Origin of the sequence: Microbacterium sp. SS28, assembly GCF_022761035.1 — a bacterium.
Taxonomy (GTDB): Bacteria; Actinomycetota; Actinomycetes; order Actinomycetales; family Microbacteriaceae; genus Microbacterium.
In genome coordinates, this window is the sequence record NZ_JAKWJP010000002.1 from 1 (window position 1) to 25,179 (window position 25,179).

Annotated in this window: 20 protein-coding genes and 1 riboswitch; of the genes, 9 read left to right on the forward strand and 11 right to left on the reverse strand. The window is 71.2% G+C overall.

Annotated features, from left to right (window positions below; translation table 11 throughout):
* Nucleotides 1-217 precede the first annotated feature (217 nt).
* The 3 genes from MJ607_RS05300 to MJ607_RS05310 all read left to right on the forward strand — a co-directional run bounded on the left by MJ607_RS05300 (nt 218) and on the right by MJ607_RS05310 (nt 5,047).
* Nucleotides 218-1,225: a zinc-binding dehydrogenase gene (locus MJ607_RS05300; protein WP_243074537.1), complete on the forward strand. Its 1,008-nt coding sequence runs from the start codon at nt 218-220 to the stop codon at nt 1,223-1,225.
* A gap of 100 nt (nt 1,226-1,325) precedes the next feature.
* A complete protein-coding gene (locus MJ607_RS05305) occupies nt 1,326-2,885 on the forward strand; it encodes a carboxyl transferase domain-containing protein (RefSeq protein WP_243074538.1) in 1,560 nt (519 codons plus the stop codon).
* 152 nt (nt 2,886-3,037) lie between these two features.
* Nucleotides 3,038-5,047 (forward strand): acetyl-CoA carboxylase biotin carboxylase subunit, encoded by a 2,010-nt coding sequence (locus tag MJ607_RS05310; protein WP_243074539.1) that lies wholly within the window; start codon nt 3,038-3,040, stop codon nt 5,045-5,047.
* Nucleotides 5,048-5,054: 7 nt separating this feature from the next.
* On the opposite strand, the gene MJ607_RS05315 is transcribed toward MJ607_RS05310, so the two are convergent.
* A complete protein-coding gene (locus MJ607_RS05315; protein WP_243074540.1) occupies nt 5,055-5,225 on the reverse strand; it encodes a hypothetical protein in 171 nt (56 codons plus the stop codon).
* Nucleotides 5,226-5,458: 233 nt separating this feature from the next.
* Between MJ607_RS05315 and MJ607_RS05320 the strand changes: the two genes are divergently transcribed.
* Nucleotides 5,459-6,292 carry a DNA-formamidopyrimidine glycosylase family protein gene (locus MJ607_RS05320; protein WP_243074541.1) on the forward strand — a complete coding sequence of 278 codons (834 nt, stop codon included), beginning with the start codon at nt 5,459-5,461 and terminating at the stop codon, nt 6,290-6,292.
* Nucleotides 6,293-6,601: 309 nt separating this feature from the next.
* Here MJ607_RS05320 and MJ607_RS05325 read toward each other — a convergent pair whose 3' ends face one another.
* The 3 genes from MJ607_RS05325 to MJ607_RS05335 form a co-directional block, all read right to left on the reverse strand.
* Nucleotides 6,602-7,183: a carboxymuconolactone decarboxylase family protein gene (locus tag MJ607_RS05325; protein WP_243074542.1), complete on the reverse strand. Its 582-nt coding sequence runs from the start codon at nt 7,181-7,183 to the stop codon at nt 6,602-6,604.
* Nucleotides 7,184-7,298: 115 nt separating this feature from the next.
* Entirely contained in the window at nt 7,299-8,816 is a 1,518-nt protein-coding gene (locus MJ607_RS05330; protein ID WP_243074543.1) for an MDR family MFS transporter, read from the reverse strand.
* Nucleotides 8,817-8,981: 165 nt separating this feature from the next.
* On the reverse strand, nt 8,982-9,188 hold the full coding sequence (locus MJ607_RS05335) for a hypothetical protein (RefSeq protein WP_243074544.1): 207 nt from the start codon (nt 9,186-9,188) through the stop codon (nt 8,982-8,984).
* A gap of 54 nt (nt 9,189-9,242) precedes the next feature.
* Here MJ607_RS05335 and MJ607_RS05340 point away from each other — a divergent pair, with 54 nt between their 5' ends.
* Nucleotides 9,243-11,204 carry an ABC transporter ATP-binding protein gene (locus MJ607_RS05340; protein ID WP_243075262.1) on the forward strand — a complete coding sequence of 654 codons (1,962 nt, stop codon included), beginning with the start codon at nt 9,243-9,245 and terminating at the stop codon, nt 11,202-11,204.
* Nucleotides 11,205-11,365: 161 nt separating this feature from the next.
* Here the strand turns inward: MJ607_RS05340 and MJ607_RS05345 are convergent, their stop codons facing one another.
* The 6 genes from MJ607_RS05345 to MJ607_RS05370 are packed head-to-tail and all read right to left on the reverse strand — an operon-like array spanning nt 11,366 to nt 18,081.
* On the reverse strand, nt 11,366-12,337 hold the full coding sequence (locus MJ607_RS05345; protein ID WP_243074545.1) for a glycosyltransferase family 2 protein: 972 nt from the start codon (nt 12,335-12,337) through the stop codon (nt 11,366-11,368).
* Nucleotides 12,334-13,479 (reverse strand): cysteine desulfurase family protein, encoded by a 1,146-nt coding sequence (locus MJ607_RS05350; RefSeq protein WP_243074546.1) that lies wholly within the window; start codon nt 13,477-13,479, stop codon nt 12,334-12,336. The genes MJ607_RS05345 and MJ607_RS05350 overlap by 4 nt, the downstream gene beginning before the upstream one ends.
* A gap of 8 nt (nt 13,480-13,487) precedes the next feature.
* On the reverse strand, nt 13,488-14,351 hold the full coding sequence (gene nadC / locus MJ607_RS05355; protein WP_243074547.1) for a carboxylating nicotinate-nucleotide diphosphorylase: 864 nt from the start codon (nt 14,349-14,351) through the stop codon (nt 13,488-13,490).
* Nucleotides 14,351-15,985 carry an L-aspartate oxidase gene (gene nadB, locus MJ607_RS05360; RefSeq protein WP_243074548.1) on the reverse strand — a complete coding sequence of 545 codons (1,635 nt, stop codon included), beginning with the start codon at nt 15,983-15,985 and terminating at the stop codon, nt 14,351-14,353. The genes nadC and nadB overlap by 1 nt, the downstream gene beginning before the upstream one ends.
* A complete protein-coding gene (gene nadA / locus MJ607_RS05365; RefSeq protein ID WP_243074549.1) occupies nt 15,982-17,328 on the reverse strand; it encodes a quinolinate synthase NadA in 1,347 nt (448 codons plus the stop codon). The genes nadB and nadA overlap by 4 nt, the downstream gene beginning before the upstream one ends.
* A 12-nt stretch (nt 17,329-17,340) precedes the next feature.
* Nucleotides 17,341-18,081, reverse strand: a complete 741-nt coding sequence (locus tag MJ607_RS05370) for an NUDIX domain-containing protein (protein WP_243074550.1) — start codon at nt 18,079-18,081, stop codon at nt 17,341-17,343.
* Between the two features lie 124 nt (nt 18,082-18,205).
* On the opposite strand from MJ607_RS05370, the gene MJ607_RS05375 reads away from it, so the two are divergent.
* The 4 genes from MJ607_RS05375 (at nt 18,206) to gcvP (ending at nt 24,140) form a co-directional block, all read left to right on the forward strand.
* On the forward strand, nt 18,206-19,378 hold the full coding sequence (locus tag MJ607_RS05375; RefSeq protein WP_243074551.1) for a MarP family serine protease: 1,173 nt from the start codon (nt 18,206-18,208) through the stop codon (nt 19,376-19,378).
* 136 nt (nt 19,379-19,514) lie between these two features.
* Nucleotides 19,515-19,605, forward strand: a riboswitch (glycine riboswitch).
* 145 nt (nt 19,606-19,750) lie between these two features.
* Nucleotides 19,751-20,869 carry a glycine cleavage system aminomethyltransferase GcvT gene (gcvT, locus tag MJ607_RS05380; RefSeq protein WP_243074552.1) on the forward strand — a complete coding sequence of 373 codons (1,119 nt, stop codon included), beginning with the start codon at nt 19,751-19,753 and terminating at the stop codon, nt 20,867-20,869.
* Nucleotides 20,866-21,246, forward strand: a complete 381-nt coding sequence (gcvH, locus tag MJ607_RS05385; protein ID WP_243074553.1) for a glycine cleavage system protein GcvH — start codon at nt 20,866-20,868, stop codon at nt 21,244-21,246. The genes gcvT and gcvH overlap by 4 nt, the downstream gene beginning before the upstream one ends.
* A complete protein-coding gene (gene gcvP, locus MJ607_RS05390) occupies nt 21,246-24,140 on the forward strand; it encodes an aminomethyl-transferring glycine dehydrogenase (RefSeq protein WP_243074554.1) in 2,895 nt (964 codons plus the stop codon). Before gcvH ends, gcvP begins: the two co-directional genes overlap by 1 nt.
* A gap of 79 nt (nt 24,141-24,219) precedes the next feature.
* On the opposite strand, the gene MJ607_RS05395 is transcribed toward gcvP, so the two are convergent.
* Complete coding sequence (locus tag MJ607_RS05395; protein WP_243074555.1) at nt 24,220-25,044, reverse strand: CPBP family intramembrane glutamic endopeptidase; 825 nt, start codon at nt 25,042-25,044, stop codon at nt 24,220-24,222.
* Nucleotides 25,045-25,179 lie beyond the last annotated feature (135 nt).

Genomic DNA, 25,179 nt, shown 5'->3' on the forward strand with positions numbered 1-25,179 from the left:
GGCGACCGTCGACGGGTACGCGAACCCGCGCCGCGGATGGGAGCGCCTGTACGTCGACCACGTCCTGCAGGCCGACCAGGGCGCCGACCTCGACTTCCTCGTCGGATCGACCGGATCGAAGGTCTCCCGTGAGTCGCACTGAGTACGGCGTCGCGCGCCGCGCGACGCCGGCGACGGGTCTGCCTGCGCATCTGTCGGCGCGGTCGGGTGTCGGCGGATGAGGGCGCTCGTCATCACGGCGCCCGGTCGAGCCGAGGTGCAGGAGGTTGCGGCACCCACCGCGAGCGCGGGTGAGGTCGTGGTCGACGTGCAGCGCGCCGGGATCTGCGGGACCGACATCGAGTTCTTCACGGGCGAGATGCAGTACCTGCACTCGGGGCACGCGGCCTTCCCGATGCGCATCGGACACGAGTGGATGGGCACCGTTTCCGCCGTCGGCGAGGGCGTCGACGGAGGGTGGCTCGGCACACGCGTCACGGGCGACACCATGCTCGGCTGCGGGCAGTGCCGCCGATGCCTCGCCGGCCGGCAGCACGTGTGCGCGTTCCGCACCGAGCTCGGCATCCGCGGCGGCCGCCCGGGCGCCCTGGCGGAGCAGGTCGCCGTCCCCGCGACGTCGCTGCACCGGCTCCCCGACGCGGTCGATGACGCGGCCGGGGCGATGGTCGAGCCCGGAGGCAATGCGCGCAGAGCTGTCGATGCCGCGGAGCTGTCGCCGGGCGACCGCGTGCTGGTGCTCGGACCCGGCACGATCGGGCTACTGTGCGCGCTGTTCGCGCGCGCCGTGGGCGCCGAGGTGCACCTCGTCGGACGCAGCGCCCGCTCGCTCGCGTTCGGTCGAGAACTCGGATTCTCAGACGGCTGGACCGAGGACGAGCTGCCCGAGCTGCCCTGGGACGCCGTCATCGAGGCCTCGCACGCCCCGCACCTGCCGGCCAAGGCGGCGCATCTCGTCGAGCCGGGCGGACGCGTCGTGTACATCGGGCTCTCGGGCACGCCGAGCCTGCTCGACACGCGAGACCTCGTCCTCGCCGACGTCACGGCGGTCGGCATCCTCTCCGCCTCGCCGGGTCTTGCGGGAGCGATCGATGCGTACGCGAGCGGGTCGGTCGATCCGCGGCCGCTCGTCGCGGCGACCGTCGATCTCGCTCAGCTGCCGGCGATCCTGGCGGGCGAGCGCCCTCCGGGAGCAGGCCCGGGGCCGAAGTTCCACGTCGCGATCTGAGCGCCCTCGACTTTCGGCCGCGATCGGGCTAGTCTCAATCTCGGTTAATAGTCAATAACCGAGATTGCGGCCGCGGCGTGGCGGCGCAGAAGGAGCGGCGATGCCCACGGCGACCTACCGCGACCTCGTGCACGAACTGCGCGCGCGTCGCGCGCAGGCGGCGCTCGGCGGTCCCGAGAAGGCGCGGACGCGGCACACCGAGCGGGGAAAGCTGCTCGCGCGTGATCGCATCGACGCGCTGCTCGACCGTGGGAGCCCGTTCCTCGAGCTCGCTCCGCTCGCAGGCTGGGAGCTGTACGGCGGCGATTGCCCGGCGGGCGGCGTCGTCGCGGGCATCGGGCTCATCCACGGGCGGCACGTCATGGTCGTCGCGAACGACGCGACGGTCAAGGGCGGAACGTACTACCCGATCACGGTCAAGAAGCATCTGCGGGCGCAGGAGGTCGCGGCGGAGAACCGCCTCCCGTGCATCTACCTCGTCGACTCGGGTGGCGCGTTCTTGCCCATGCAGGACGAGGTCTTCCCCGACCGCGACCACTTCGGCCGCATCTTCTACAACCAGGCGCGGATGTCGCGCGACGGCATCCCTCAGATCGCCGCCGTCCTCGGCTCGTCGACGGCGGGTGGCGCGTATGTGCCGGCGATGAGCGATGAGACGGTCATCGTGCGCAACCAGGGCACGATCTTCCTCGGCGGCCCCCCGCTTGTGAAGGCAGCGACGGGAGAGGTCGTGACGGCCGAGGACCTCGGCGGCGGCGTCGTGCACACGCGGGTGTCGGGTGTGACCGACCACCTCGCCGAGAACGACGAGCACGCGCTGCAGATCGTCCGCGACATCGTCGCGACGCTCGCCCCATCGCCCGCGCTCCCGCACCCCGCCGAGGCCGTGGTCGCGCCGGCTCGGGCTCCCGAAGACCTCGTCGACGTCGTCCCGGTCGAGCTCACGACGCCCTACGACGCGCGGGTCATCATCGAGAGCGTCATCGACGACGGCTCGTTCCACGAGTTCAAGCGCGAGTGGGGCGAGACGCTCGTGACGGGGTTCGCGCGACTGCACGGTCACCGCGTGGGCATCCTCGCGAACAACGGCGTTCTCTTCGCCGAGTCGGCGCTCAAGGGAGCGCACTTCATCGAACTGTGCGATCAGCGCGGCATCCCGCTGATCTTCCTGCAGAACATCACGGGCTTCATGGTCGGTCGCGAATACGAGTCGGGCGGCATCGCGAAGCACGGCGCCAAGATGGTCAATGCCGTCGCGTGCGCGTCCGTGCCCAAGCTCACGGTCGTCGTGGGCGGCTCGTTCGGCGCGGGCACGTACTCGATGTGCGGTCGCGCGTACTCGCCGCGGTTCCTGTGGCTGTGGCCCGGCGCACGGGTCTCGGTGATGGGCGGCCCGCAGGCGGCATCCGTCCTCTCGACGGTCCGGCGCGACCAGCTCGAGGCCGCGGGCGGCTCGCTGAGCGCCGACGAGCAGGCGGAGTTCGAGGCCCCCATCCGCGCGCAGTACGACGCGCAGGGCAGCCCGTATTACTCGACGGCCCGCCTGTGGGACGACGGCATCATCGAACCGGGTCAGACCCGCGACGTTCTCGGACTCGCCCTCGACGTGTGCCTGCGGGCACCCTCCGATGCGCCGGGCTACGGCGTCTTCCGCATGTGACGCGATGCACTCTTCTGGATTCTTTCGTCGCGTTCCCTCGGCCGAGCGGTCCCGGAGCGGGAGCGGTGTTGCAAGCGGCGAGGTGCTGATTTGAGGATTCATCGGACGCCGCCCCTCGGCCCGGCCTCCTCGGAAAGAACGGAGATCCCCGCGTGTTCGACAAAGTCCTGATCGCCAATCGCGGCGAGATCGCCTGCCGCATCATCGCGACGCTCCGTCGACTCGGCATCCGCTCGGTCGCCGTCTACAGCGACGCGGATGCCGCGGCCCGTCATGTGCACCTCGCCGACGAGGCCGTGCGCATCGGTCCCGCCCCCGCTGCGCAGAGCTACCTCGACATCGCCGCGATCATCGATGCCGCGCGCCGGACCGGCGCACAGGCCATCCATCCCGGGTACGGGTTTCTCGCCGAGAACGCGGCGTTCGCACGCGCGTGCGCCGATGCGGGGATCGTCTTCATCGGCCCCTCGCCCGACGCGATGGCGACGATGGGCGACAAGATCACGGCCAAGATCGCCGTCGCCGAGCGCGGCGTGCCGACGGTGCCGGGGGTCGCGCGGCCAGGCCTGACCGACGACGACCTCGTCGCGGCATCCGCCGACGTCGGCTACCCCCTGCTCATCAAGCCGTCAGCGGGCGGCGGCGGCAAGGGCATGCACGTCGTCACGGCACCCGATGAGCTCGTGCCGGCCCTCGCTGCGGCGCGTCGAGAGGCCGCCGCGAGCTTCGGGGACGACACGCTGTTCCTCGAGCGGTACGTCCAGAGCCCGCGCCACATCGAGGTGCAGGTGCTCGCGGACGCGCACGGGAACGTCGTGCACCTCGGTGAGCGGGAATGCTCGCTGCAGCGCCGTCACCAGAAGGTCATCGAGGAGGCGCCGTCGCCGCTCCTCGACGCCGCGGCGCGCGAGCGCATCGGCGCCGCCGCATGCGAGACGGCGCGCAGCGTCGCGTACCGCGGCGCGGGCACCGTCGAATTCATCGTTTCGGCCGACCGGCCCGACGAGTTCTTCTTCATGGAGATGAACACGCGCCTGCAGGTCGAGCATCCCGTCACGGAGCAGGTCACCGGCATCGACCTCGTCGAGGCGCAGCTGCGGATCGCGGCGGGGGAGCCGCTCGCGTTCGCGCAGTCCGACGTCCGGCTCGACGGTCACAGCATCGAGGCGCGCGTCTACGCCGAGGATCCGCGCGCCGGCTTCCTCCCGACCGGCGGGCACCTCTCCGAAGTGCGGCATCCGTCGGGCGAAGGCATCCGCGTCGACACGGCGCTCGAGGACGGCCTCGACGTCGTGCTCGACTACGACCCCATGCTCGCGAAGATCATCGCGTGGGGACCCGATCGTGATGAGGCGCGGCGCCGGCTCGTGCGGGCGCTCGACGACACGGCGGTGTTCGGCGTCACGACGAACGTCGAGTTCCTCCGGCTGCTGCTCGAGCTGCCCGCCGTCGCGCGCGGCGACCTCGACACGGGCCTCATCGAGCGCGAGCTCGCGGGCCTTCACTTCACGGATCCGGATGCCGCGGCCTGGGCCGAAGCCGCCCTGCTGCTCGACACCGCCGCGCTCGACGGCGCGGGGCTCCCGGACGATGCCGCGCTCGGCGGGGCCGCGGGCGGGGCTGCAGGACCGTGGAGCCGCCGCGACGGGTGGCGGCTCGGACCCGCGGCGGCGCGGGTCTACCGACTGGAGGACGACGCCGGCGGCGGCGCGACCGCGCGGGTATGGGGTTCACGCGAGGATCTCGAGGTCGCGGTCGATGCGGGGGAGCGGCATCCCGCCCGCGTGCGCCTCGACGACCTCGCCCATGTTTCCGTCGCAGGCTCGTCGCGGTCCTTCGCGGCGCGCGTGACGGCACGCTCCGTCGAGCTCACGCGCGGCGGAGCGACGTTCGCGATGCGGATCGCGGATGCCGCCCACGGCGCGCAGGACGGAGGCGACGAGACCCCGCACCTCGACTCGCCCATGCCGGGCACCGTCGTCATGCTGAGGGTTGCGGATGGCGCTCGCGTCGAGGCGGGTGATCCCGTCGTCGTCGTCGAGGCGATGAAGATGGAGCACGTCGTGCGCTCGACGATCGCCGGGGTCGTCGAACTGCACGTCGGCGTCGGCGATCAGGTATCGCGGGGTCGGACCCTCGCGACCGTCACGCCGGACGCCTGAGAGAGTCTCAGTCCTCGATGACGCTCTGGCGCACGGCGTGACCGTGCGCGCGCAGGAGCTCGATGTGAGCTTCCTCGAGCGCTCGCTTGGCGTCGAGGAACGCCGCGCGAGCGGCATCGAGCCGCTCGTCGAGGTCAGACGTCGTGGCCGTCGTGGAATAGCTGTGAGTCCAGGACATGGTTCATCCTCCGATGCGGATCCGCTCCCCCCGGAGCTCCGACCGCGACGTCGCACGTGACGCCGACGGACGGTGTCGAATTCCGACGATAGGCGACCGTACCCCCTGCGGCCAATCGACCCGTCATGAAAGGCCGATTTGGGCCGGGGGGTTGACTTCACCCCGTTCGATCTGTTTTTCGCGCGGGTTCTCTCTCCGGATGAGTGTCGCAGGTCAGTGGCAGGATGACGGGTATGCCCGAGTCGCCCGAAGTGCAGGCGCTCGCCGAGAACCTCGCGGACCGTCTCGCGGGGCGCGTTCTGGGCGAGGTCGACGTTGTCGAGTTCCGCACCGTCAAGACGCGCACGCGCCCGCCGTCGTCGCTGGCAGACGCCGCCGTGACAGACGTGCGCCGGCTCGGCAAGCACGTCGACGTCGTCTTCGGCGACGACCACCTGCTCGTGTCCCTGGGGCGTCACGGGTGGATGCGATGGGCCGGTGAGCCGCTCGCGGCGACTGCCGACGGCGACTCCGCACCGCCGACTCTCGCGGTGTTCGACTTCGGCGATGGTACGACCCTCGAGGCGACGGATGCCGGCGATTGGGTGAGTCTCGGCCTCTCGGTCGTCGACGACCCCGCCGAGGTGGCCGCGGTCGCCAAGCTCGGCCCCGACCCCGCCGACGCCGACTTCACGCGAGACGAGTTCGATCGCGCCGTGCGCGGTCGGCGCAAGCAGATCAAGGCGATCCTGCAGGAGCAGGAGTCGCTTTCGGGGATCGGCAACGCCTATTCCGACGAGATCCTCCACGCCGCGAAGGTCTCGCCCGTCGCGCATGCCGCGGCGCTCGACACCGACGCCCTCGACCGCGTCTTCGCCTCGACGACCGCGACGGTGCGCGACGCGATCGCGGCCCGTCGCGGCATCCCGCTGCACGAGCTCAAGGCCGCGAAGGTCGCCGCGATGCGCGTGCACGGCAGGGCCGGCCTTTCGTGCCCCGTGTGCGGCGACACGATCCGGGATTTCCGCTTCGGGAGCACGACGGCCGAGTACTGCCCGACCTGCCAGACCGGCGGCGCCGAGCTCTGACGGGGTCGAGCCCTCGTCGCCGCGGCGTGCGGAAGCGTGCGCTCGGCCGCGTCCCTGTCAGGGCCGGTTAGGATCGGGGGATGACGACCTCGAACCTCCCCGCTCCCGCGCTGCAGACGCTCCCGGTCGGCGAGAACCTCCTCCCGGTGCTCGACTCCGACGCCTCGTGCTGCGGTGGCAGCGCCTGCGGCATCGGCTGACGGGCCTATCCAGCCCCGCCTGAAGCGGGTGGGTCGTGTGCTCAGCCGCCTACGGCGTGCTGGCTCGCCGGTGCTGAGCCGCACCCGCGTGCGCGGTGCGCGCGGCTCGTCAGAGGTCGCCGACGGGTGACAGCAGCGCCGCGGCGAGCCGAGGGCTGAGGCCCGGAACGTCTTCGACCGGCACCGCGAGCGCGCGGAGCGCCCTGCTGAAGTGGTTGCGCGCCGCGGCGGCGAGCGTGATGTCGACGATCTGACGGTCGCTGAAGCCGAGGTCGCGCAGCTCCTGCGTGTCTGCGTCGGTCATCGACCCGGGGTCTGTCGAGAGGCGCTCGGCGTAGCGCATGACGGCGACGTCGGCATCGCTGAGGTCGGCATCGGTGTAGTCGCGCGCGGCGCGTTCGAGCTGCGCCTCGTCCATCGCGCCGGCTCTGAGGGCCTTGCGCCCGTGGGCGAGCAGGCAGTGCGGAGACGGGATGGCGCGGGCCGCGCCGAGGGTCGCGAGCTCATAGGTGCGCACACCGATCGAGGGGACGACGGCGCGGATGAGCGCCTCGAACGCCTCGTGGGCCTCGGGGTTGATGGCCATCGCCTGCGTGTGGCTGAAGACGAATCCATCAGTGGACAGGTCGCGTTCGTACATCTCGGCGACGTGACCCTCAGCGCCCTCGAGGGGCGGCGGCACGACGATCATGGTCGGCTCCTTCGGAACGGGCGGGCACCCGCGTCTGCGAGCCAGCATGGCACCGGGATGCGCCGAGGGGCAGGGCCCGCGCTGTGCGGATGCCCTGCCCCTCGGGTGAGCGTGCTCAGTGGCCGATCGGGGCTCCGTGCGGCTGGTCGGCCGGCTTGCGGATGAAGAAGGCGCCGACGAGCAGCGGCAGCGAGACGATCGCGCCGATGAGGAATGCGGCCTGCGCCCCTGCTGCGCCGGCCGCAGCCTCGGAAGCGCCGGCCTGCGCCGACGACGCCTCGACGAGCGACATGACCGCGATCATGAGCGCGATGCCCGCGGCGCCGGCGACCTGCTGAACCGTGCCGACCACCGCCGAGCCGTAGGCGTAGAACTTCGGCTCGAGCGATCCGAGCGAGGCCGTGAAGAGCGGCGTGAACGACATCGCGAGCCCGAGCGACAGGATCGTCTGGACGATCGCGATGGTCCAGATCGTCGTCGTCTCGTCGACCGTCGTGAGGTACCAGAGAGCGCCGCTCGCGATGAAGCTTCCCGGGACGAGCAGGACACGCGTGCCCCAGCGGTCGTAGATGCGGCCGATGAGGGGACCCGTGAAGCCCATGATGAGCGCGCCCGGAAGCGCCACGAGGCCCGTCTGCAGCGCCGTCACGCCCAGGACGCCCTGCAGGTACAGCGGGACGACGGTGAGCACGCCGAAGAAGGCGACGGACAGGAGGCCCATCTGGCCGATCGACAGCGAGAAGTTCGCCGAGCGGAAGACGCGCAGGTCGAGCAGCGCGTCGTCGACCTTCTGCAGCTTCAACTGGCGCCACACGAACAGGCCGAGCGCGATGACGCCTACCGCGAGCGAGGCGTAGAGGGACACCGTCGAGACGGTGTCGGCAGCGGCATCCGTGCCGGAGGATCCGTGCGCAGCGCCGCCGATCTGGCTGAGTCCGAAGACGAGGCCACCGAAGCCGAGCGCCGACAGGATGACCGAGAGGACGTCGATGGGCGCGCGGGTCGTCTCACCGAGGTTGTGGATCCAGCGCGCTCCGATGGCGAGGGCGACGAGGGCGATCGGCAGGACGATGCCGAAGATCCAGCGCCAGCTGAGGGTGTCGAGCAGGAAGCCGGACAGCGTCGGCCCGATCGCGGGGGCGAGCGAGATGACGACGCTGACGCGCCCCATCATGCGGCCGCGGGACTGTGCCGGAACGAGCGTCATGAGCGTCGTCATGAGCAGGGGCATCATGATCGCGGTGCCCGAGGCCTGCACGACGCGCGCGACCACGAGCATGGGGAACCCGGGCGCGAGCAGCGCGATCAGCGTGCCCAGCGAGAACAGACTCATCGCCGCGATGTAGACCTGCCGCGTCGTGAACCGTCGCAGGAGGAAGCCCGTGATCGGGATGACGACGGCCATCGTCAGCATGAAGGCGGTCGTGAGCCACTGCGCCTGAAGCGCCGTGATGCCGAGATCGTCGATGAGGTGCGGGATCGCGACACCCATCGTGGTCTCGTTGAGGATCGCGACGAAGGCGGCTGCCAGAAGCAGCCAGATGACGCGGCTCTCTTCGGGTCGCAAGCCCGTCGACGAGGTGGCGGCGACGCGCACCGAACCCGTGCCGGGAGTCGTCTCGATGGCGGCCATGGTCGTCTCCTCGAGTACAGGGCGGGGTAGGCGACCACCGATGGTGGCGCACTTCCCAAGATAACGGCTGCCTCCGACACGGCATTCCCCGAGGAGCCGATTCGGGATGCCGCGGCCGCCGCGGCATCCCGTGACAGGTGCGGCGCCGTGCGCCGCGGGTCGGGCTCAGACCTCGGTGGACTCCGCGTCGGCCTGCTCGTCCCAGTTCTCGTACCCGATCGAATCCGTGCGCTCGGGCTCGGGCTCGTTCTCCGCGAGGACCGCGGGAGCCGGCTCGATCAGGTCCTCCGTCGGGGTCTGCTGGAGCTCGTCGATGTCCTTGCGCAGCGCGTCCAGATCGGGGCCTGCGGGCTGATCGGGGAGTGAGGTCATGGCGTCACTCTAGCCCCGGTGTCGCCGGCGCGAATTAGGCTGGCGCGCATGGCGATGGGACACGGAGGCGGCGGCGGGGGAATGGGCGGCCCGCCGGCGTTCCGGGGGGTCGACATCGCGGCGCAGAAGCGCATCAACGCGCAGGCGCCCCAGATCTCGGGCCTCGGGGGCCGCGTCGTCGCGCTGTTCCGGCCCTATGTCGGGCGTCTCGCGCTCACAGGGTTCCTCGTCGTCGCGGGCGCCGCGCTGGCGGTCGTGCCGCCGCTGCTCGTGCAGCGCATCTTCGACGACGCGCTCTTCCCCGTCGACGGCGGTCCCCCCGACATCCCGCTGCTCTTCCAGCTCGTCGTGCTCATGATCGCGCTGTTCCTTCTCTCGGCGGCGGTCGGCGTCGTCCAGACGTACCTCACGTCGACGGTCGGCAACCGCGTGACGGGCGACCTGCGCGCGAAGCTGTTCGACCACCTGCAGGCGATGGAGCTCGCATTCTTCACGCGCACCAAGACCGGCGTCATCCAATCCCGCCTGCAGAACGACGTCGGCGCCGTCTCGGGCGTCCTCACCAACACGGTCACGAGCATCCTCGGCAATCTCGTGACCGTCGTCGCCTCGCTCATCGCGATGATCATCATCGACTGGCGCCTCACGATCATCGCCGTCGTCCTCATGCCGTTCCTCGTGATCGTGCAGCGGCGCGTCGGCCAGCTGCGCGCGCGAATCGCGGGCGAGACGCAGGAGTCGCTGTCCGAGCTCTCGGCGATCACGCAGGAGACGCTGAGCGTCTCGGGGATCCTGCTCTCCAAGTCGTTCAACCGGCAGCGCACCGAGTCGGCGCGGTACCAGGGCGAGAACCGCAACCAGGTGCGCCTGCAGGTGCAGCGCGCCATGAGCGGGCAGGGCTTCTTCGCGGTCGTCCAGGTGCTCATGTCGTCGGTTCCCGCGATCATCTACCTCGTCGCCGGCTACCTCATCACGGGCAGCATCGACGACACGATCACCGCGGGCACGATCGTCGCGTTCACGACGGTGCAGGCCCGCCTGCTCATGCCGCTCATGGGTCTCATGCGCGTGACGCTCGACCTGCAGACCTCCGGCGCGGTCTTCGCGCGCATCTTCGAGTACATCGATCTGCAGCCCGCGATCGTCGAGGCGCCCGACGCGATCACCGTCGCGCAGGCGCCCGGCCCGATCGGGCGGGTCGAGTTCCGCGACGTCGTGTTCCGGTATCCGGATGCCGCGCCCGGCGCCCGCCCGACGCTCGACGGCGTCTCGTTCACTGCCGAGCCCGGAGCCCACGTCGCGTTCGTCGGGCCGTCGGGCGCGGGCAAGACGACGGTCCTCTACCTGACGCCGCGCCTCTACGAGGCGTCCGGCGGCTCCGTCCTGTTCGCGGGCGCCGATGTGCGGACCCTGACGCAGGAGTCGATCATCGACAACGTCGGGATCGTGTCGCAGGAGACGTACCTCTTCCACGCGACGATCGCCGAGAACCTGCGCTACGCCAAGCCGGAGGCGACGGATGCCGAGCTCGAGGCCGCGTGCCGCGCGGCCAACATCCACCACGTGATCTCAGGGTTCGAGGACGGCTACGACACCGTCGTCGGCGAGCGCGGCTATCGCCTGTCCGGTGGCGAGAAGCAGCGCATCGCGATCGCTCGCGTGCTGCTCAAGGACCCGCCCGTCCTGCTGCTCGACGAGGCGACGTCGGCTCTCGACACCGTCTCGGAGCGGGTCGTCCAAGAGGCGCTGGATGCAGCGGCCCGCGGCCGCACGACCCTCTCGATCGCCCACAGGCTCTCGACCGTGATCGGCGCCGACGTCATCCACGTCGTCGACGGCGGCCGCATCGTCGAGTCGGGCACTCACGCGTCGCTCCTTGCGGCGGACGGGCTCTACGCCGAACTCGCGGAACAGCAGCTCGCGGCATCCCGAATCCTCGAGACCGAGGCCGCCGATCAGGCCGGCCTCCCGCCCGCGGCGATGCCGGACCGCCGCGCCGACCGCGCACCGCGGTAGCCGCGGTCGGCCCCTCTGCTGCGCGCCCCGTGGAGCCGGACCGGGCGGACCTCAGCGGCACACGGCTTGCCAGAAGAACCGGCATCTCGACGTGGGCTTGAGCGATCCTGTGGCACGTCGCGTCGCGCGAGGAGGCACGACTGCCGGCATCAGGCCGGCAGCTACCAGAGGCGCGCGGTAGCGGCGAGCGAGGCGGGCTCGTCGTCGAGAGTCACCCCCGCGCCGCCGAGCGCCCACACGTCGCGTGTGAAGGCTCCGAGCATGCCGCGGTAGGCGTCATCGGGGTGCTCCTGCCCGATGCGCACGAGAGACGGGAGGTCCATCGCGAGGATGAGCCGCACGCGCTCCTGGACGGCGGCGTGGTGTCCCGCCGACTCGAGCTCGCGGATGCCGCCGGTCATTCCCTCGAGGTAGTCCCGCAGCACGGCGGGCGCCGCCTTGCGCTGCGTGATCGAGGATCCGTCGGCGCGCTCGCGCCAGTGCACGACGACGTCCGGCACGACGTCGAACGACCGCGCCGAGGCGTACATGCGCTGCGCGACGACCTGGTCCTCGTAGAGCTTGTCGACGGGGAACCGCAGGCCCGTGCGCCGCCAGAACTCGAGGCGGCTGACCTTCGACCACGCGACGATGTTGCCCGACGCGGCAGGATGCTCGTCGATCGTCGTCGCGCGACGCTCGGGGTCGGTCGCCGCCGCGACCCACGGCTGCACGACGCCGGGCGTGTAGACGCCGTCCGCGTCGGGTCGCAGCCGCACGTACGCGCCGAGCGCGAAGTCGCTGCCGGTCTCGTCGAGGATTCCCACGAGGCGCTCGAGCGCCCCCGGTGTGAAGACATCGTCGGCATCGAGGAAGCCCAGCAGTGGCGTCTCGACGAGGTCGAGTCCCGTGTTGCGGGCTGCGCCGAGGCCGAGCCGCTGCTCATGGCGCACGACGCGGAAGCGCGGGTCGGCGGCCGCGGCATCCGAGAAGATCCGGCCCGTGGCATCCGTCGAGGCGTCGTCGACGAGGATCGCAGACCAGTCCTGCCGCGTCTGCGCACGCAGCGAGTCGAGCGCGTCGGCCGCGTACTCCTCGACGTCGTAGCCGGGCACGATGACGGTGACCGCGGCGCGGCCTGGAGGAAAGGTCACCCGCCCGAGTGTACGGCGGTGACGGATGCGGCGACCGCGTCCGCGACGCCGCCGAGGCTTTCGCGCAGCTCGTGCGGGAACGTGAAGCGCACGGCGGTCTGCGCGACTTCGGCGGGGACGCCCATCGCGACGAGCACGTGCGAGGGCTCGTCGCTTCCCGCGGCGCACGCCGAGCCGCTCGAGGAGACGACGCCGCGTCGCTCGAGCTCGAGCAGGACCGCTTCGCCGCTCGTCCCCGCGAACGTGAAGCTCGCCGTGCCGGGCAGGCGGTGGACGGGATCTCCCGTGAGCGCCGCGCCGGGGACGAGCGCCAGCACGCGCCTGATGAATGCATCGCAGAGGGCGCCGACCCGCGCAGCGGTCTCGACCCGTTCCGCTTCGGCGAGGTCGAGAGCCGTCGCGAGGGCGACGGCTCCCGCGACATCCTCGGTGCCGCTGCGCCGGCCGCGCTCCTGCCCGCCGCCGTGCAGGAGCGGCTCGACGGGGATCCGGCCGCGGACGCCGAGGGCTCCCGTCCCCTTGGGCGCGCCGAGCTTGTGCCCCGCGATCGATACGGCGTCGAACCCGAGATCGGCCGCCGAGAGCGGCAACCAGCCGGCGGCCTGCACGGCGTCGATATGCAGCGGGATGCCGCGCGCCCGTGTCTCGGCGGCGAGGGCCGCGACATCCTGAACCGTGCCGACCTCGTTGTTGGCGTAGCCGATGCTCACGAGGGCCGTGTCGTCCCGCAGTGCCGCGGCGACGGCAGCGGGTGAGACGCGGCCCTCGGCGTCGACGGGAAGGTGCGTCACCTCGAATCCGTGCACGCGCGTGAGGTAGCCGCCGGACTCGAGGATCGACTCGTGCTCGATGGGTGTCGTGATGAAGTGGCCCGCATCGCGGTGCTGCTGCGCCGCTATCGCGATGCCCTTCACCGCGAGGTTGTTGGCCTCGGTCCCGCCGGACGTGAAGACGACGTCGCCGGCCCGCAGGCCGAGCACGCGCGCGACCCGCCGGCGGGCGTCCGCGAGCGCCTCCGCCGCCGCCTCGCCGACCGTGTGGTGGCTCGAAGGGTTGCCGAACCAGCGCGTGAGGTAGGGGAGCATCGCGTCGAGCACCTCGCGCCGGACCGGGGTCGTCGCCGCATTGTCGAAGTAGCGCATCGACACTCTCAGGCCTCCGCGACCTCGATGCGGACGTCGAGTCCGAGGTCGAGTGCGCGCGCCGAATGCGTGAGCGCGCCGACCGAGATCACGTCCACGCCCGTCTCCGCGATCGCGCGGACGGTCTCGAGGTTCACTCCGCCCGACGCCTCCACCGTCGCGCGCCCTGCGACGGCGGCGACACCGCGACGGAGGTCGTCGAGCGAGAAGTTGTCGAGCATGATCGTGCCGATGCGGGCCGCCAGCACGGGCTCGATCTGCTCGAGGCGGTCGACCTCCACCTCGACATGCGTCGTGTGCGGCAGGCGCGAGATCGCGGCCGTGAGGGCCTCGGTGACGTTCGCGTGCTTCTGGGCGAGCACCGCGAGGTGGTTGTCCTTGGCCATGACGGCGTCCGAAAGCGAGTAGCGGTGGTTGTGCCCGCCGCCGTTCACCACGGCATGCCGCTCGAACGCCCGCAGGCCCGGCGTCGTCTTGCGGGTGTCGGCGATGCGCGCCTTCGTGTGGGCGATCTCGGCGACGTAGCGGCCCGTCAGCGTCGCGATGCCCGACATCCGCTGCGTGAAGTTCAGCCCGATGCGCTCGGCGGTCAGCACCGATCGGGCGGGTCCCGACACCACTGCCAGCACCGCGCCGGGCTCGAACCACTCGCCGTCCTCGACGACGAGCTGCACGTCCACCCGCGGGTCGGTCAGCCGGAACGCGGCGGCGAAGACCTCGCCCCCGCTGAAGACTCCGCCTTCGCGCGCGACGAGGTCGGCCCGGGCGACGGCGTTCTCGGGGATCAGGTACTCGCTCGTGAGGTCGCCCCAGGGTGCGTCCTCGTCGAGGGCGGCGGCGACGACGCGGTCGATCGTGGCACGGGTGAGCATCAGGCGACCTCCGCCGTGAGGGTCGCGACGGGGGTCTCGTGGCGCACGGCGTCGTCGCGGCGGAAATGCGCTCCGACCGACTCGCGGCGCACGAGCGCGGCGCCCACGAGCGCCTCCGCGACGACGAGCAGGTTCTCGTCCTCGAACTCGGCCTCGGTCCGCGGGGAGCGTGCGACAGCCGCCCATGCCGCGAGGACGGATGCCGCGTGCCCCAGGCCCGCGCCGTCGCGGACGAGTCCCGCGTCCTCCCACAGCAGCTGCTGCAGCGCGTCGCGCGAGAACGGCGGGGCGTCGGCCGCCGGAAGGGTGTCGCCCGCCGGCCGGCTCGCGCTTGCGAGCCCGCTCGAGCCGGCGAGCGCGTCGGCGGCGGGCCAGACACCGGATGCGGCATCCGGAACGATCGCATCGCCCGCGCGCGCCCCGAAGACGGCGCCCTCGAGGAGCGAGTTCGACGCCAGCCGGTTGGCGCCGTGCACGCCCGTGCGGGCGACCTCGCCGACGGCGTAGAGGCTCGGCAGCGACGTGCGGCCGAAGAGATCCGTCGTGACGCCGCCCATCAGGTAGTGCGCGGCGGGGGTCACGGGGATCGGCTCGCGCGCCCAGTCGAGACCGCGTTCGCGCACCGCGCGGTCGATCGTCGGGAACCGCCGCGCCAGGAAGGCGGCGGTCTCGTCCGGGGTCGCGCGCAGGTGCGTCGCGTCGAGGAAGACGGGCCGCCCATCCTGCTGCTCCATCTGCCGCGCGATCGCGCGGGCCACGACGTCGCGCGGGGCGAGCTCGCCGTCGGGGTGGGCGTCGAACGCGAAGCGCCGGCCGTGCTCGTCGATGAGGGTCGCGCCCTCGCCGCGCACGGCCTCCGACACCAGGAATGAGTCCGCGCCGCTGCCGGCGGCGTCGGCCTTGCCTTCGAGCACAGTCGGGTGGAACTGGAAGAACTCGAGGTCGGCCACCGCCCCGCCTGCGCGGATCGCGGCGGCGATGCCGTCGCCCGTCGCGACCGGCGGGTTGGTCGTGTGGGCGTAGAGCTCGCCCGCACCGCCCGTCGCGAGCACGACCGCGTCGCTCTCGAGGGTCTCCCGACGGCCGAGCTCGGCGGGGCGGTCGTCGACGAGCAGCTCGACGCCGGTGACGCGTGCGTCGCGCACGACGAGGTCGACGAGGAACGCGTGCTCGATGACGCGCACGTCGCTCACGCGGAGCCGTGCGACGAGCGCCTTCTCGATCGCGGTCCCCGTGGCATCGCCTCCGGAGTGCAGGATGCGCGGATACGAGTGCGCCGCCTCGAGACCCTTGACGAAGGCCCCCTCGGCGTCGCGGTCGAAGGCGACCCCCAGCTCGACGAGCTCTCGGATGCGCGCGGGACCCTCTTCGGCGAGCACGCGCACGGCGACGGGGTCACTGAGGCCCGCGCCAGCCGTGAGGGTGTCGCGGACGTGGTCCTCGATGTGATCGTCGTCGAACATGACGCCCGCGATCCCGCCCTGCGCGTAGCGCGTGTTGGCGTGCTCGAGCACGTCCTTCGTCACGAGCGTGACGCGGCAGCCGTGCTCGACGGCGTGGAGGGCAGTGATGAGCCCCGCGATGCCGCTCCCGACGACGATGACGTCGAGGGCGGGGGTCTGAGCCGTTGTCACGATGCACCGCCGGTGAGGGAGGGGGCGGCCGGCGGCTTCGCGGCGAGCATGCGCTCGAGGGCGATCCGGGCGGGGTCGGCGACATCCGCCGGCACCGTGATGCGGTTGAGGACTTCGCCGTTGACGAGACCCTCGAGCACCCACGCGAGGTAACCGGGGTGGATGCGGTACATCGTCGAGCACGGGCACACGACGGGGTCGAGGCAGAAGATCGTGTGCTGCGGGTTGTCGGCCGCGAGCCGCTGCACGAGGTTGACCTCGGTGCCGATCGCGAAGGTGGTCGGCTCGGTCGCCGACTCGATCGCGCGGCGGATGTAGTCCGTCGAGCCGGACTCGTCGGCCGCGTCGACGACCGCCATGGGGCACTCGGGGTGCACGATGACGCGCACGCCGGGGTGCTCGGCGCGCGCCTTGTCGATCTGGTCGACCGAGAAGCGGCGGTGCACCGAGCAGAAGCCGTGCCACAGGATGACGCGGGCGTCTGCGAGCTCCGACGCGGAGGAGCCGCCGAGGGGCTTGTTCGGGTTCCACATCGGCATCTGCTCGAGCGGGACGCCCATCGCCTTCGCCGTGTTGCGCCCGAGGTGCTGGTCGGGGAAGAACAGGACGCGGCGGCCGCGCTCGAACGCCCACTCGAGCACCGTGCGCGCGTTCGACGAGGTGCAGACGATGCCGCCGTGGCGCCCCACGAAGCCCTTGATGGCTGCGGAGGAGTTCATGTAGGTCACGGGGATGACGGGGACGAGGCCGTCCTCGTCCGCGGCATCCATGTCTCCGTAAACCTCTTCGAGCTGCTCCCAGCACTCCTCGACCTGGTCGATGTCGGCCATGTCGGCCATGGAGCAGCCGGCGGCGAGGTTCGGGAGGATGACGGCCTGCTCGGGCTGCGACAGCAGATCGGCCGTCTCGGCCATGAAGTGCACGCCGCAGAAGACGATCGCCTGGGCCTCGGGGTGCGCCTTCGCGGCGTTCGCGAGCTGGAACGAGTCGCCCACGTAGTCGGCGTGCTCCACGACCTCTTCGCGCTGGTAGAAGTGGCCGAGCACGACGACGCGGTCGCCGAGCGTCGCCTTCGCGGCGCGGATGCGCCCGTCGAGCTCTTCGTCGGACGCGTCGCGGTACTCCTGGGGCAGCTGGCCCTGTCGCGGCGATCCGGTGGGGATGACATCGCCCATCGAGGCACCGGGTCCGTAGCCGGGACGGATGTCGAAGTCCCACGGTCCCGCCGCGAGATCGGTGTTGCAGGTCTCGCCGGTCGAGGCTCCGGCGACGATCGCCTGGATCTCGTGGTCGACCGACGGGTCCAGCGGCCGGGGCTGAAGCGTGAGGTTGACAGCGGGCATGTCCTTCTCGATTCAGTGACGGATCTCGAGCGGACCGCGATCGGTCAGCTCGACATCCTGGTTGTAGCGGTAGAGACGGGCGGGCCGATGGCTGCCCGTCCGGAAGCGGTCGGTGGGAAGCAGGGTGCCGGAGTTCTCGACCTGCCTGCGGAAGTTCGCGGGGTCGAGGCGGCGGCCGAGGATCGACTCGTACACCTCGCGCAGCTCGGCGAGGGTGAACTCGTCGGCGAGCAGGCCGTGTGCGATGCGGCTGTAGCCGACCTTGTTGCGCAGGCGCCACAGCGCGTAGTCGACGATCTCGTTGTGGTCGAATGCAAGACGGGGCAGGGATGCCGCATCGAACCACGCGACGTTCTCGGGAGCGTCCTTCGTGCGGTCGATGAGCTGCGTCGATGCGGCGTCCGGTCGCAGGAGCGCCCAGTAGACGATCGACACGACGCGCGTGGGGGAGCGGTCCGTGGCTCCGAAGGCGTACAGCTGCTCGAGATAGCTCGGCGCGAGTCCGGTCGTCTCTGCGAGGGTGCGGGATGCCGCGGCATCCAGGCTCTCGGCGATGTCGAGCCAGCCGCCGGGGAGCGCCCACAGGCCTTCGTAGGGATCGCGCGTCCGCCGCACGAGCGGCAGCACGAGCGTCGGGGCGTCGCGGTCGGGATCGTGGCGCAGGCTGAAGATGACGGTCGACACGGCGACACGCGTGACGTCGTCCGCGGTGTTCTCCGCGGTCTCAGCTGGGGCGATGGTTGTTCTTGTCATAGTGACTCTAACTTCATCCACCATCTTATAGTCATCTAGACCAGAACAGCAAACGGGAGGTCGACAGGGGCGGCTCAGGGTCGCGACGTAGCCTGACACTTCCGACGCGACGGAAGGAGCGCAGGTGATCGTCGTCGACATCGTCATGGTCGTCGTGCTGATCCTCGCCCTGGTGGCGGGGGTTCAGCGCGGGCTTCTTGCGAGCGCCGGAACGCTCCTCGGCCTCATCGCCGGCGGCATCGCGTCGTACTGGATCGCGCCGATCGTCAACGACGCCTGGCCATGGCAGGAGTGGCGCCCCCTCGTCGTGCTCCTGCTCGTGCTCGTCCTGCTCGGCATCGGCGGAGCCATCGGCGGCGCGATCGGCGCCGCACTCCGCCGGGGGGTCGATCGCACCCCGCTGCGCGCCGTGGACCGGGTGCTCGGAGGCGGCGCGAGCGTGATCGTGGCGGCGCTCGCCCTGTCACTCGCCGGCTCGGCGATCGTCGCAACCGGCGGGCCCGCGCTGGCGCCGGCTGTCGCGTCATCACAGGTGCTGCGCGCGATAGGGCGCATGACGCCGCCGCCCGTCGCCGAAGCGCTCGCGCAGGTGCGTGCGATCGTGCTGGATGACGCCCTCCCGCGGTTCGGCGACCTGCTGGGCGGCGTCGTCGAGCCGGCGCAGCCGCCCGTCGACCTCGCCGATCCCGATCTGGCGCGGGCCGCGGCATCCGTCGTCCGCATCTCAGGCACGGCGTACGCGTGCGGAGTCAGCTCGACGGGAACGGGGTTCGTCATCGCGCCCGACCGCGTCGTGACGAACGCGCACGTCGTGGCGGGCGTGGATGTGCCGGTCGTCGAGGTGCCGGGCGGTGAGGCGCGCGACGGCCGCGTCGTGTACTTCGATCCCGTCGACGACATCGCGGTCATCGCCGTGGACGACCTCGCGGCGGCGCCGCTCGATCTCGGCCCGACCCTCGCCGCGGGGGCCACCGCGGTCGTGCAGGGCTACCCCTACGGCGGGCCGTTCACGCAGACGAACGCCGACGTGCTCTCGACAGGGGCGGTCGGAATGCCGGACATCTACGGGCAGGGCACGGACCCTCGCGAGATCTACTCGCTGCGGGCCGCCGTCCGCCCGGGAAACTCCGGCGGCCCGCTCCTCACCGCGGATGGCGCCGTGGCGGGCATCGTCTTCGCCCGCGGCGAGGACGATGACAACCGCGGCTATGCCATGACGATGGCGGAGCTCTCCCCGGTCGTGGCCGAGGCCCCGTCGCGTGCGAGCGTCGTGTCGACCGGCTCCTGCACGGGCTGAGGGTCGCCGCGCCGAGCTCTCTCGTGCCGACCAGCCATTCCCGTGCCGGGATCGGCCATCGCGAGTCAGGTGCACGGGGAGACGACCGGAACGGCCGCCTCCGGATATGCTTGATGCGCAATTGAAGACAGGCCGCATGACGTGTGCGGGAGAGCTCGGCTTCGCCCGGGCACCGAAGGAGCAAGCCTCCCCGCCAATCTCTCAGGTCCGTGTACCGCAGACGTCCGGCCGCTCTGAAAAACGATCGTCGCGATCGTGCCGAAGGTGAAAGCCGCCCCCTCGAAGGGCGGTGAAGCTCTCAGGCCAATGACAGAGGGGGAGTTCCACGGATGCCGGGTCCCGGCATCCGCCCGTCGACGACCGGGAGAACTCATGCCAGACCCCCGACTCACTCCGCTGCACGACCGCCACGAGGGGCTCGGTGCGTCGTTCACCGACTTCGGCGGCTGGTCGATGCCCGTCCGATACACGTCGGACCTCGCCGAGCACCACGCCGTCCGCACGACGGCCGGCCTCTTCGACATCTCACACATGGCCGAGTTCTTCGTGCGGGGGGAGAGGGCCGACGAGTTCCTCGACTACGCGCTCGCAGGGCGCCTGTCCACGCTCGTCCCCGATCAGGCGAAGTACACGCTTCTCCTCGACGTCGCGGGCGGGATCATCGACGACCTCATCGTGTACAGGGGCGATGGCCAGTTCCTCATCGTCGCGAACGCCGGCAATCGGGATGCCGTTGCGGAGGCGCTCCGGGAGCGCTCGGCCGGTTTCGACATCGAGATCGACGACGCGACCGATCGGATTGCGCTCATCGCGGTGCAGGGCCCCGCGGCGCAGGCGATCGTCGAGGCCACGGAGGGCATCACAGGACTCGATGCACCGCTGGATCAGCTCAGGTACTACCGCATGACGCACGGCGAGTTCGCTCCGGGGGGACGCGACGGCGTGCTGCTGGGGGTCGGCCGAACCGGCTACACGGGCGAGGACGGGTTCGAGCTCTTCCTCGAGGACGTGTCGGCGGCGGGCGCGCTCTGGGACGCCCTGCTCTCGGCAGGCGAGCCGTACGGCCTCGTTCCCGCGGGACTCGCGGCGCGCGACACGCTCCGGCTCGAGGCGGGCATGCCCCTCTACGGCCACGAGCTCTCCCTCGACATGCGTCCCGCTCAGGCGGGGCTCGGCCGCGTCGTCGCCGCCGACAAGGCGGACTTCGTCGGCAAGGACGGTGTCGAGCCGCCCGCGGACGCCCCCGTGCTCGTGGGTCTCGTCGCCGACGGCAAGCGGGCCGGACGCGCGGGCTACCCCGTGCTCTCGGGCGACGACGTCGTGGGCGAGATCACGAGCGGCGCCCTCAGCCCGACCCTGGGACATCCCATCGCCATGGCCTTCGTCTCGCCCTCGGCAAGCGCCCCCGGAACACAACTCACCATCGACGTGCGGGGCACGCGCATTCCTGCGACCGTGACCGCCCTTCCCTTCTACAGGAGGACCAAATGACCGATCTCGACAGCCTCAAGTACACCGCCGAGCACGAGTGGGTCTCGCTCGACGGCGACGTGGCGACCGTCGGCATCACCGACTTCGCCGCAGACAAGCTCGGTGACGTCGTCTTCGTCGAGCTGCCGGCCGCAGGCTCGTCCGTGACCGCGAACGCGGTCGTGGGCGAGATCGAGTCGACGAAGTCGGTCGGCGAGCTCTACGCGCCGCTCACGGGCGAGGTCGTCGAGATCAACGACGCCGTCGTCGACGACCCCTCGCTCGTCAACTCGGACGCCTTCGGTGCCGGCTGGCTCGTCAAGCTCCGCGTCGAGGCGGGCGACGTCGACGGCCTGCTCGACCGCGCGGCCTACGTCGCACTGACCGAAGGCGCGTGATGACAGGCTCCTTCCAGGACCGCCACATCGGAACGGATGCCGCAGCCCAGCGCGTCATGCTCGACGCCCTCGGGTTCGACACCGTCGACGCGCTCGTGAAGACGGCGGTGCCGGCATCCATCCATGTCACTCCGCGCGGCACGACCGACATCCCGCCCGCGGCGACCGAGGCCGAGGCGCTCGCGGAGCTGCGCACGCTCGCCTCGCAGAATCGTCAGGCGCGCCCCATGATCGGGCTCGGCTACTACGACACCTTCACGCCATCGGTCATCGCGCGGAACGTGCTCGAGAACCCCTCCTGGTACACGGCCTACACGCCGTACCAGCCCGAGATCTCGCAGGGGCGCCTCGAGGCGCTCATCAACTTCCAGACGATGGTCACCGACCTCACGGGCCTCACGACGGCGAACGCGTCGATGCTCGACGAGTCGACGGCGGTCGTCGAGGGGATGCTCGTGGCGCGCCGCGCCTCGAAGTCGTCCTCGAACGTGTTCATCGTCGACGCAGACGTCTTCCCGCAGACGCGCGCCCTGCTGCACGCCCGCGCGGAGGCCGTCGGCATCGAGCTCGTCGAGCGCGACCTCGCACGCGGCGAGTCCTTCGTCGACGCGGCGGGCGAGCCCGTCGAGCCGTTCGGCGTGCTCGTGCAGTACCCGGGCGCCTCCGGTCGCGTGTGGGACCCGAGCGGCGTCGTCGACGCGGCGCACGTCGCGGGCGGCCTCGTCGTCGTCGCAGCCGACCTGCTCTCGCTCACCCTTCTGCGCTCGCCCGGCTCGCTCGGTGCGGACGTCGCCGTCGGCACGACGCAGCGCTTCGGGGTGCCCCTCGGGTTCGGCGGCCCGCACGCGGGCTACATGGCGGTGCGCACGGGCCTCGAGCGCCAGCTGCCGGGTCGCCTCGTCGGCGTGTCGGTGGATGCCGCGGGCAAGCCCGCCTACCGCCTCTCGCTGCAGACGCGCGAGCAGCACATCCGCCGCGAGAAGGCGACCTCCAACATCTGCACGGCGCAGGTGCTCCTGGCAGTCATGGCGTCGATGTACGCCGTCTACCACGGGCCCGCGGGGCTCACGGGGATCGCGACCTCTGTCGCCAAGAAGGCCGAGGCCCTCGCCCAGCGCCTGCGCGACCACGACCTGCACCTCATCTCGGACTCGTTCTTCGACACGATCCGAGTCGCGACGCCCGGGCCCTCGGCCCGCATCGTCGAGCGCGCGCGCTCCAAGGGCTATCAGCTGCACCGCGTCGACGACGCGACCGTGGGCGTCTCGGTAGACGAGACGACGACGCAGGGCGATCTCGCCGCCGTCGCGTGGGCGTTCGGCCTGCCCGTCGCCGACGAGCACGACGTGCGCGACCTCCCCTTCGAGGACGCCACGCCGCTCGCGGGCGTCCCCGCCGGGCTGCGGCGCGTCGAGGAGTTCCTCACGCACCCGGTCTTCAACACGCATCGGTCCGAGACGGCGATGATGCGCTACCTCAAGCAGCTCGCCGACCGCGACTACGCGCTCGACCGCGGCATGATCCCGCTCGGCTCGTGCACGATGAAGCTCAACGCCGCGACCGAGATGGCGGCCGTCTCGTGGCCCGAATTCTCACGCGTGCACCCCTTCGCGCCCGAGGCCGACGTGCGCGGCTACCTCGCGATGATCGAGCAGCTCGAGGTCTGGCTCGCCGAGGTCACGGGGTACGACGCGGTGTCGCTCCAGCCGAACGCCGGCTCGCAGGGCGAGCTCGCGGGCCTCCTCGCTATCCGCGGCTACCACCTCGCGAACGGCGACGACGCGCGCACGGTGTGCCTCATCCCGTCCTCCGCGCACGGCACGAACGCGGCATCCGCGGTCCTCGCCGGCATGAAGGTCGTCGTCGTCGCGTGCGACGAGGCCGGCAACGTCGATCTCGACGACCTCCGGGCCAAGATCGCGACGCACGCCGAAGCGCTCTCGGCGCTCATGATCACCTACCCCTCGACGCACGGCGTGTACGAGCACGAGGTGCTCGCCATCACGCAGGCCGTGCACGACGCGGGCGGCCAGGTGTACGTCGACGGGGCGAACCTCAATGCGCTGCTCGGCTTCGCGCGGTTCGGAGACCTCGGCGGAGACGTCTCGCACCTCAACCTCCACAAGACCTTCGCGATCCCGCACGGCGGCGGCGGACCGGGCGTCGGCCCCGTCGCGGCCAAGGCGCACCTCGCTCCGTACCTGCCGGGGCACCCGTTCGCGCAGCGCGCCGACCACGCGGGCGGAGTCTTCGAGGGCGGACCGGTCTCGGCTGCGCCGCACGGCAGCGCCGGCATCCTTCCGATCTCGTGGGCGTATCTGCGCATGATGGGTGCGGAGGGGCTTCGGGATGCCACGGCCGCCGCCGTCCTCGCGGCCAACTACATCGCCGTGAGGCTCAAGGACCACTACCCCGTCCTGTACGCGGGGGAGCGCGGCCTCGTCGCGCACGAGTGCATCCTCGACCTGCGGCCCCTGCGGGACGAGACGGGCATCACCGTCGACGATGTCGCCAAGCGGCTCGTCGACTACGGCTTCCACGCGCCCACGATGTCGTTCCCGGTCGCGGGGACGCTCATGGTCGAGCCGACGGAGTCCGAGGACCTCGTCGAGATCGAGCGCTTCATCGACGCGATGATCGCGATCGCCGAAGAGGCTCGCGCCGTCGCGGCGGGCGAGTGGCCCGCCGACGACAACCCGCTCGTGAACGCCCCGCACACGGCCGAGTCGGTCGTCGCAGGGGAGTGGACCCACCCGTACTCGCGCGAGAAGGCCGTGTACCCCGTGCACGAGCTCGTCCGCACGAAGTACTGGCCGCCGGTCCGCCGCATCGACCAGGCCTACGGCGACCGCAACCTGGTGTGCGCCTGCCCGCCCATCGAGGCCTTCGCGTAGCCGCGCCGGACGAGCAGCGCTGACCGGGGAGGAGCGGATGCCGCCGATGCGGCATCCGCTCCTCCTCTGCGTCAGGGCGTCAAGGCGTCGACGTAGGGGTGGGGGTCGGCGTGGGCGACGGCGGCGCGCCGAACACCCCGGGCCACAGCGCGACGGCGAGGGGATAGCCCACGAACGCGACGACGTCGAGGATTGTGTGCGCGATGACGAGGGGCATGATGCGCCCCCAGCGCTTGTAGCACCAGCCGAATACGACGCCCATGACGAAGTTGCCGACGATCGCTCCGATGCCCTGATAGGCGTGGTACGCGCCGCGCAGCGCCGCCGTCGAGAGGATGATCGCCCACCAGTTCCAGCCGAGCCGGCGCAGCCGGTCGAACAGGTATGCGATGAAGATGACCTCTTCCGTCAGCCCCGCCCTGATCGCGGACAGCACGAGCAGCGGAACCGACCACCACGCGGCATCCAGCGGCGAAGCGACCACTGCGACGGTGATCCCGAGTGCGCGGCCGACGACGTAGAGCGCGAGTCCCGGGATCCCGATCGCGGCGGCGAGAAGGAGGCCGTGGCCGAGGTCGCCGCCGAAGCGCGTGAAGTCCAGTCCGATGCGGCGCAGCGCATTGCTCCCCGGCTCCCACAGCAGGTAGACGACGAGTCCGACCAGCGCCAGGGCGAAGAAGACCGAGAGCAGCTGGTAGACGACATCCCAGAACGCGGCGATGTCGCGCGACGGATTGACCTGGGCCTGCTGATCGCCGAGCGGCACGGGTGCAAGAAGGCGTCGGATGAGAGAGAGCACCGAATACACGGCCGACTGCCCCACCGTGACCGCCAGGACCAGGGCGATCTCCCAGCGGATTCGGGGCCGAACACCAGCGGGCGAGGGGTCGGGAAACAGCGTCATGCCGTCACGTTGCCACACTCAGCGTCATTTGAGTAAAGGGTATGTAACGGTTTTGCCAGCGGTTTGGAGCACTTGGATCAATGTGCCTAGGGTCGATTATCCGCTCCGACGACGCCGCGGCGGCGTGCGAGCGAC

Excerpts from the sequence above, each read along its gene's own strand:
- MJ607_RS05340 (WP_243075262.1), top strand. The coding sequence starts at position 9,243 with ATGGGACACGGAGGCGGCGGCGGGGGAATGGGCGGCCCGCCGGCGTTC.
- MJ607_RS05320 (WP_243074541.1), top strand. The coding sequence starts at position 5,459 with ATGCCCGAGTCGCCCGAAGTGCAGGCGCTCGCCGAGAACCTCGCGGAC.
- gcvP (WP_243074554.1), top strand. The coding sequence starts at position 21,246 with ATGACAGGCTCCTTCCAGGACCGCCACATCGGAACGGATGCCGCAGCC.
- gcvT (WP_243074552.1), top strand. The coding sequence starts at position 19,751 with ATGCCAGACCCCCGACTCACTCCGCTGCACGACCGCCACGAGGGGCTC.
- gcvH (WP_243074553.1), top strand. The coding sequence starts at position 20,866 with ATGACCGATCTCGACAGCCTCAAGTACACCGCCGAGCACGAGTGGGTC.
- MJ607_RS05335 (WP_243074544.1), bottom strand. The coding sequence starts at position 9,188 with ATGACCTCACTCCCCGATCAGCCCGCAGGCCCCGATCTGGACGCGCTG.
- nadA (WP_243074549.1), bottom strand. The coding sequence starts at position 17,328 with ATGCCCGCTGTCAACCTCACGCTTCAGCCCCGGCCGCTGGACCCGTCG.
- MJ607_RS05370 (WP_243074550.1), bottom strand. The coding sequence starts at position 18,081 with ATGACAAGAACAACCATCGCCCCAGCTGAGACCGCGGAGAACACCGCG.
- MJ607_RS05315 (WP_243074540.1), bottom strand. The coding sequence starts at position 5,225 with ATGTCCTGGACTCACAGCTATTCCACGACGGCCACGACGTCTGACCTC.
- MJ607_RS05325 (WP_243074542.1), bottom strand. The coding sequence starts at position 7,183 with ATGATCGTCGTGCCGCCGCCCCTCGAGGGCGCTGAGGGTCACGTCGCC.
- nadC (WP_243074547.1), bottom strand. The coding sequence starts at position 14,351 with ATGCTCACCCGTGCCACGATCGACCGCGTCGTCGCCGCCGCCCTCGAC.
- MJ607_RS05300 (WP_243074537.1), top strand. The coding sequence starts at position 218 with ATGAGGGCGCTCGTCATCACGGCGCCCGGTCGAGCCGAGGTGCAGGAG.
- MJ607_RS05395 (WP_243074555.1), bottom strand. The coding sequence starts at position 25,044 with ATGACGCTGTTTCCCGACCCCTCGCCCGCTGGTGTTCGGCCCCGAATC.
- MJ607_RS05330 (WP_243074543.1), bottom strand. The coding sequence starts at position 8,816 with ATGGCCGCCATCGAGACGACTCCCGGCACGGGTTCGGTGCGCGTCGCC.
- MJ607_RS05305 (WP_243074538.1), top strand. The coding sequence starts at position 1,326 with ATGCCCACGGCGACCTACCGCGACCTCGTGCACGAACTGCGCGCGCGT.
- MJ607_RS05350 (WP_243074546.1), bottom strand. The coding sequence starts at position 13,479 with ATGCGCTACTTCGACAATGCGGCGACGACCCCGGTCCGGCGCGAGGTG.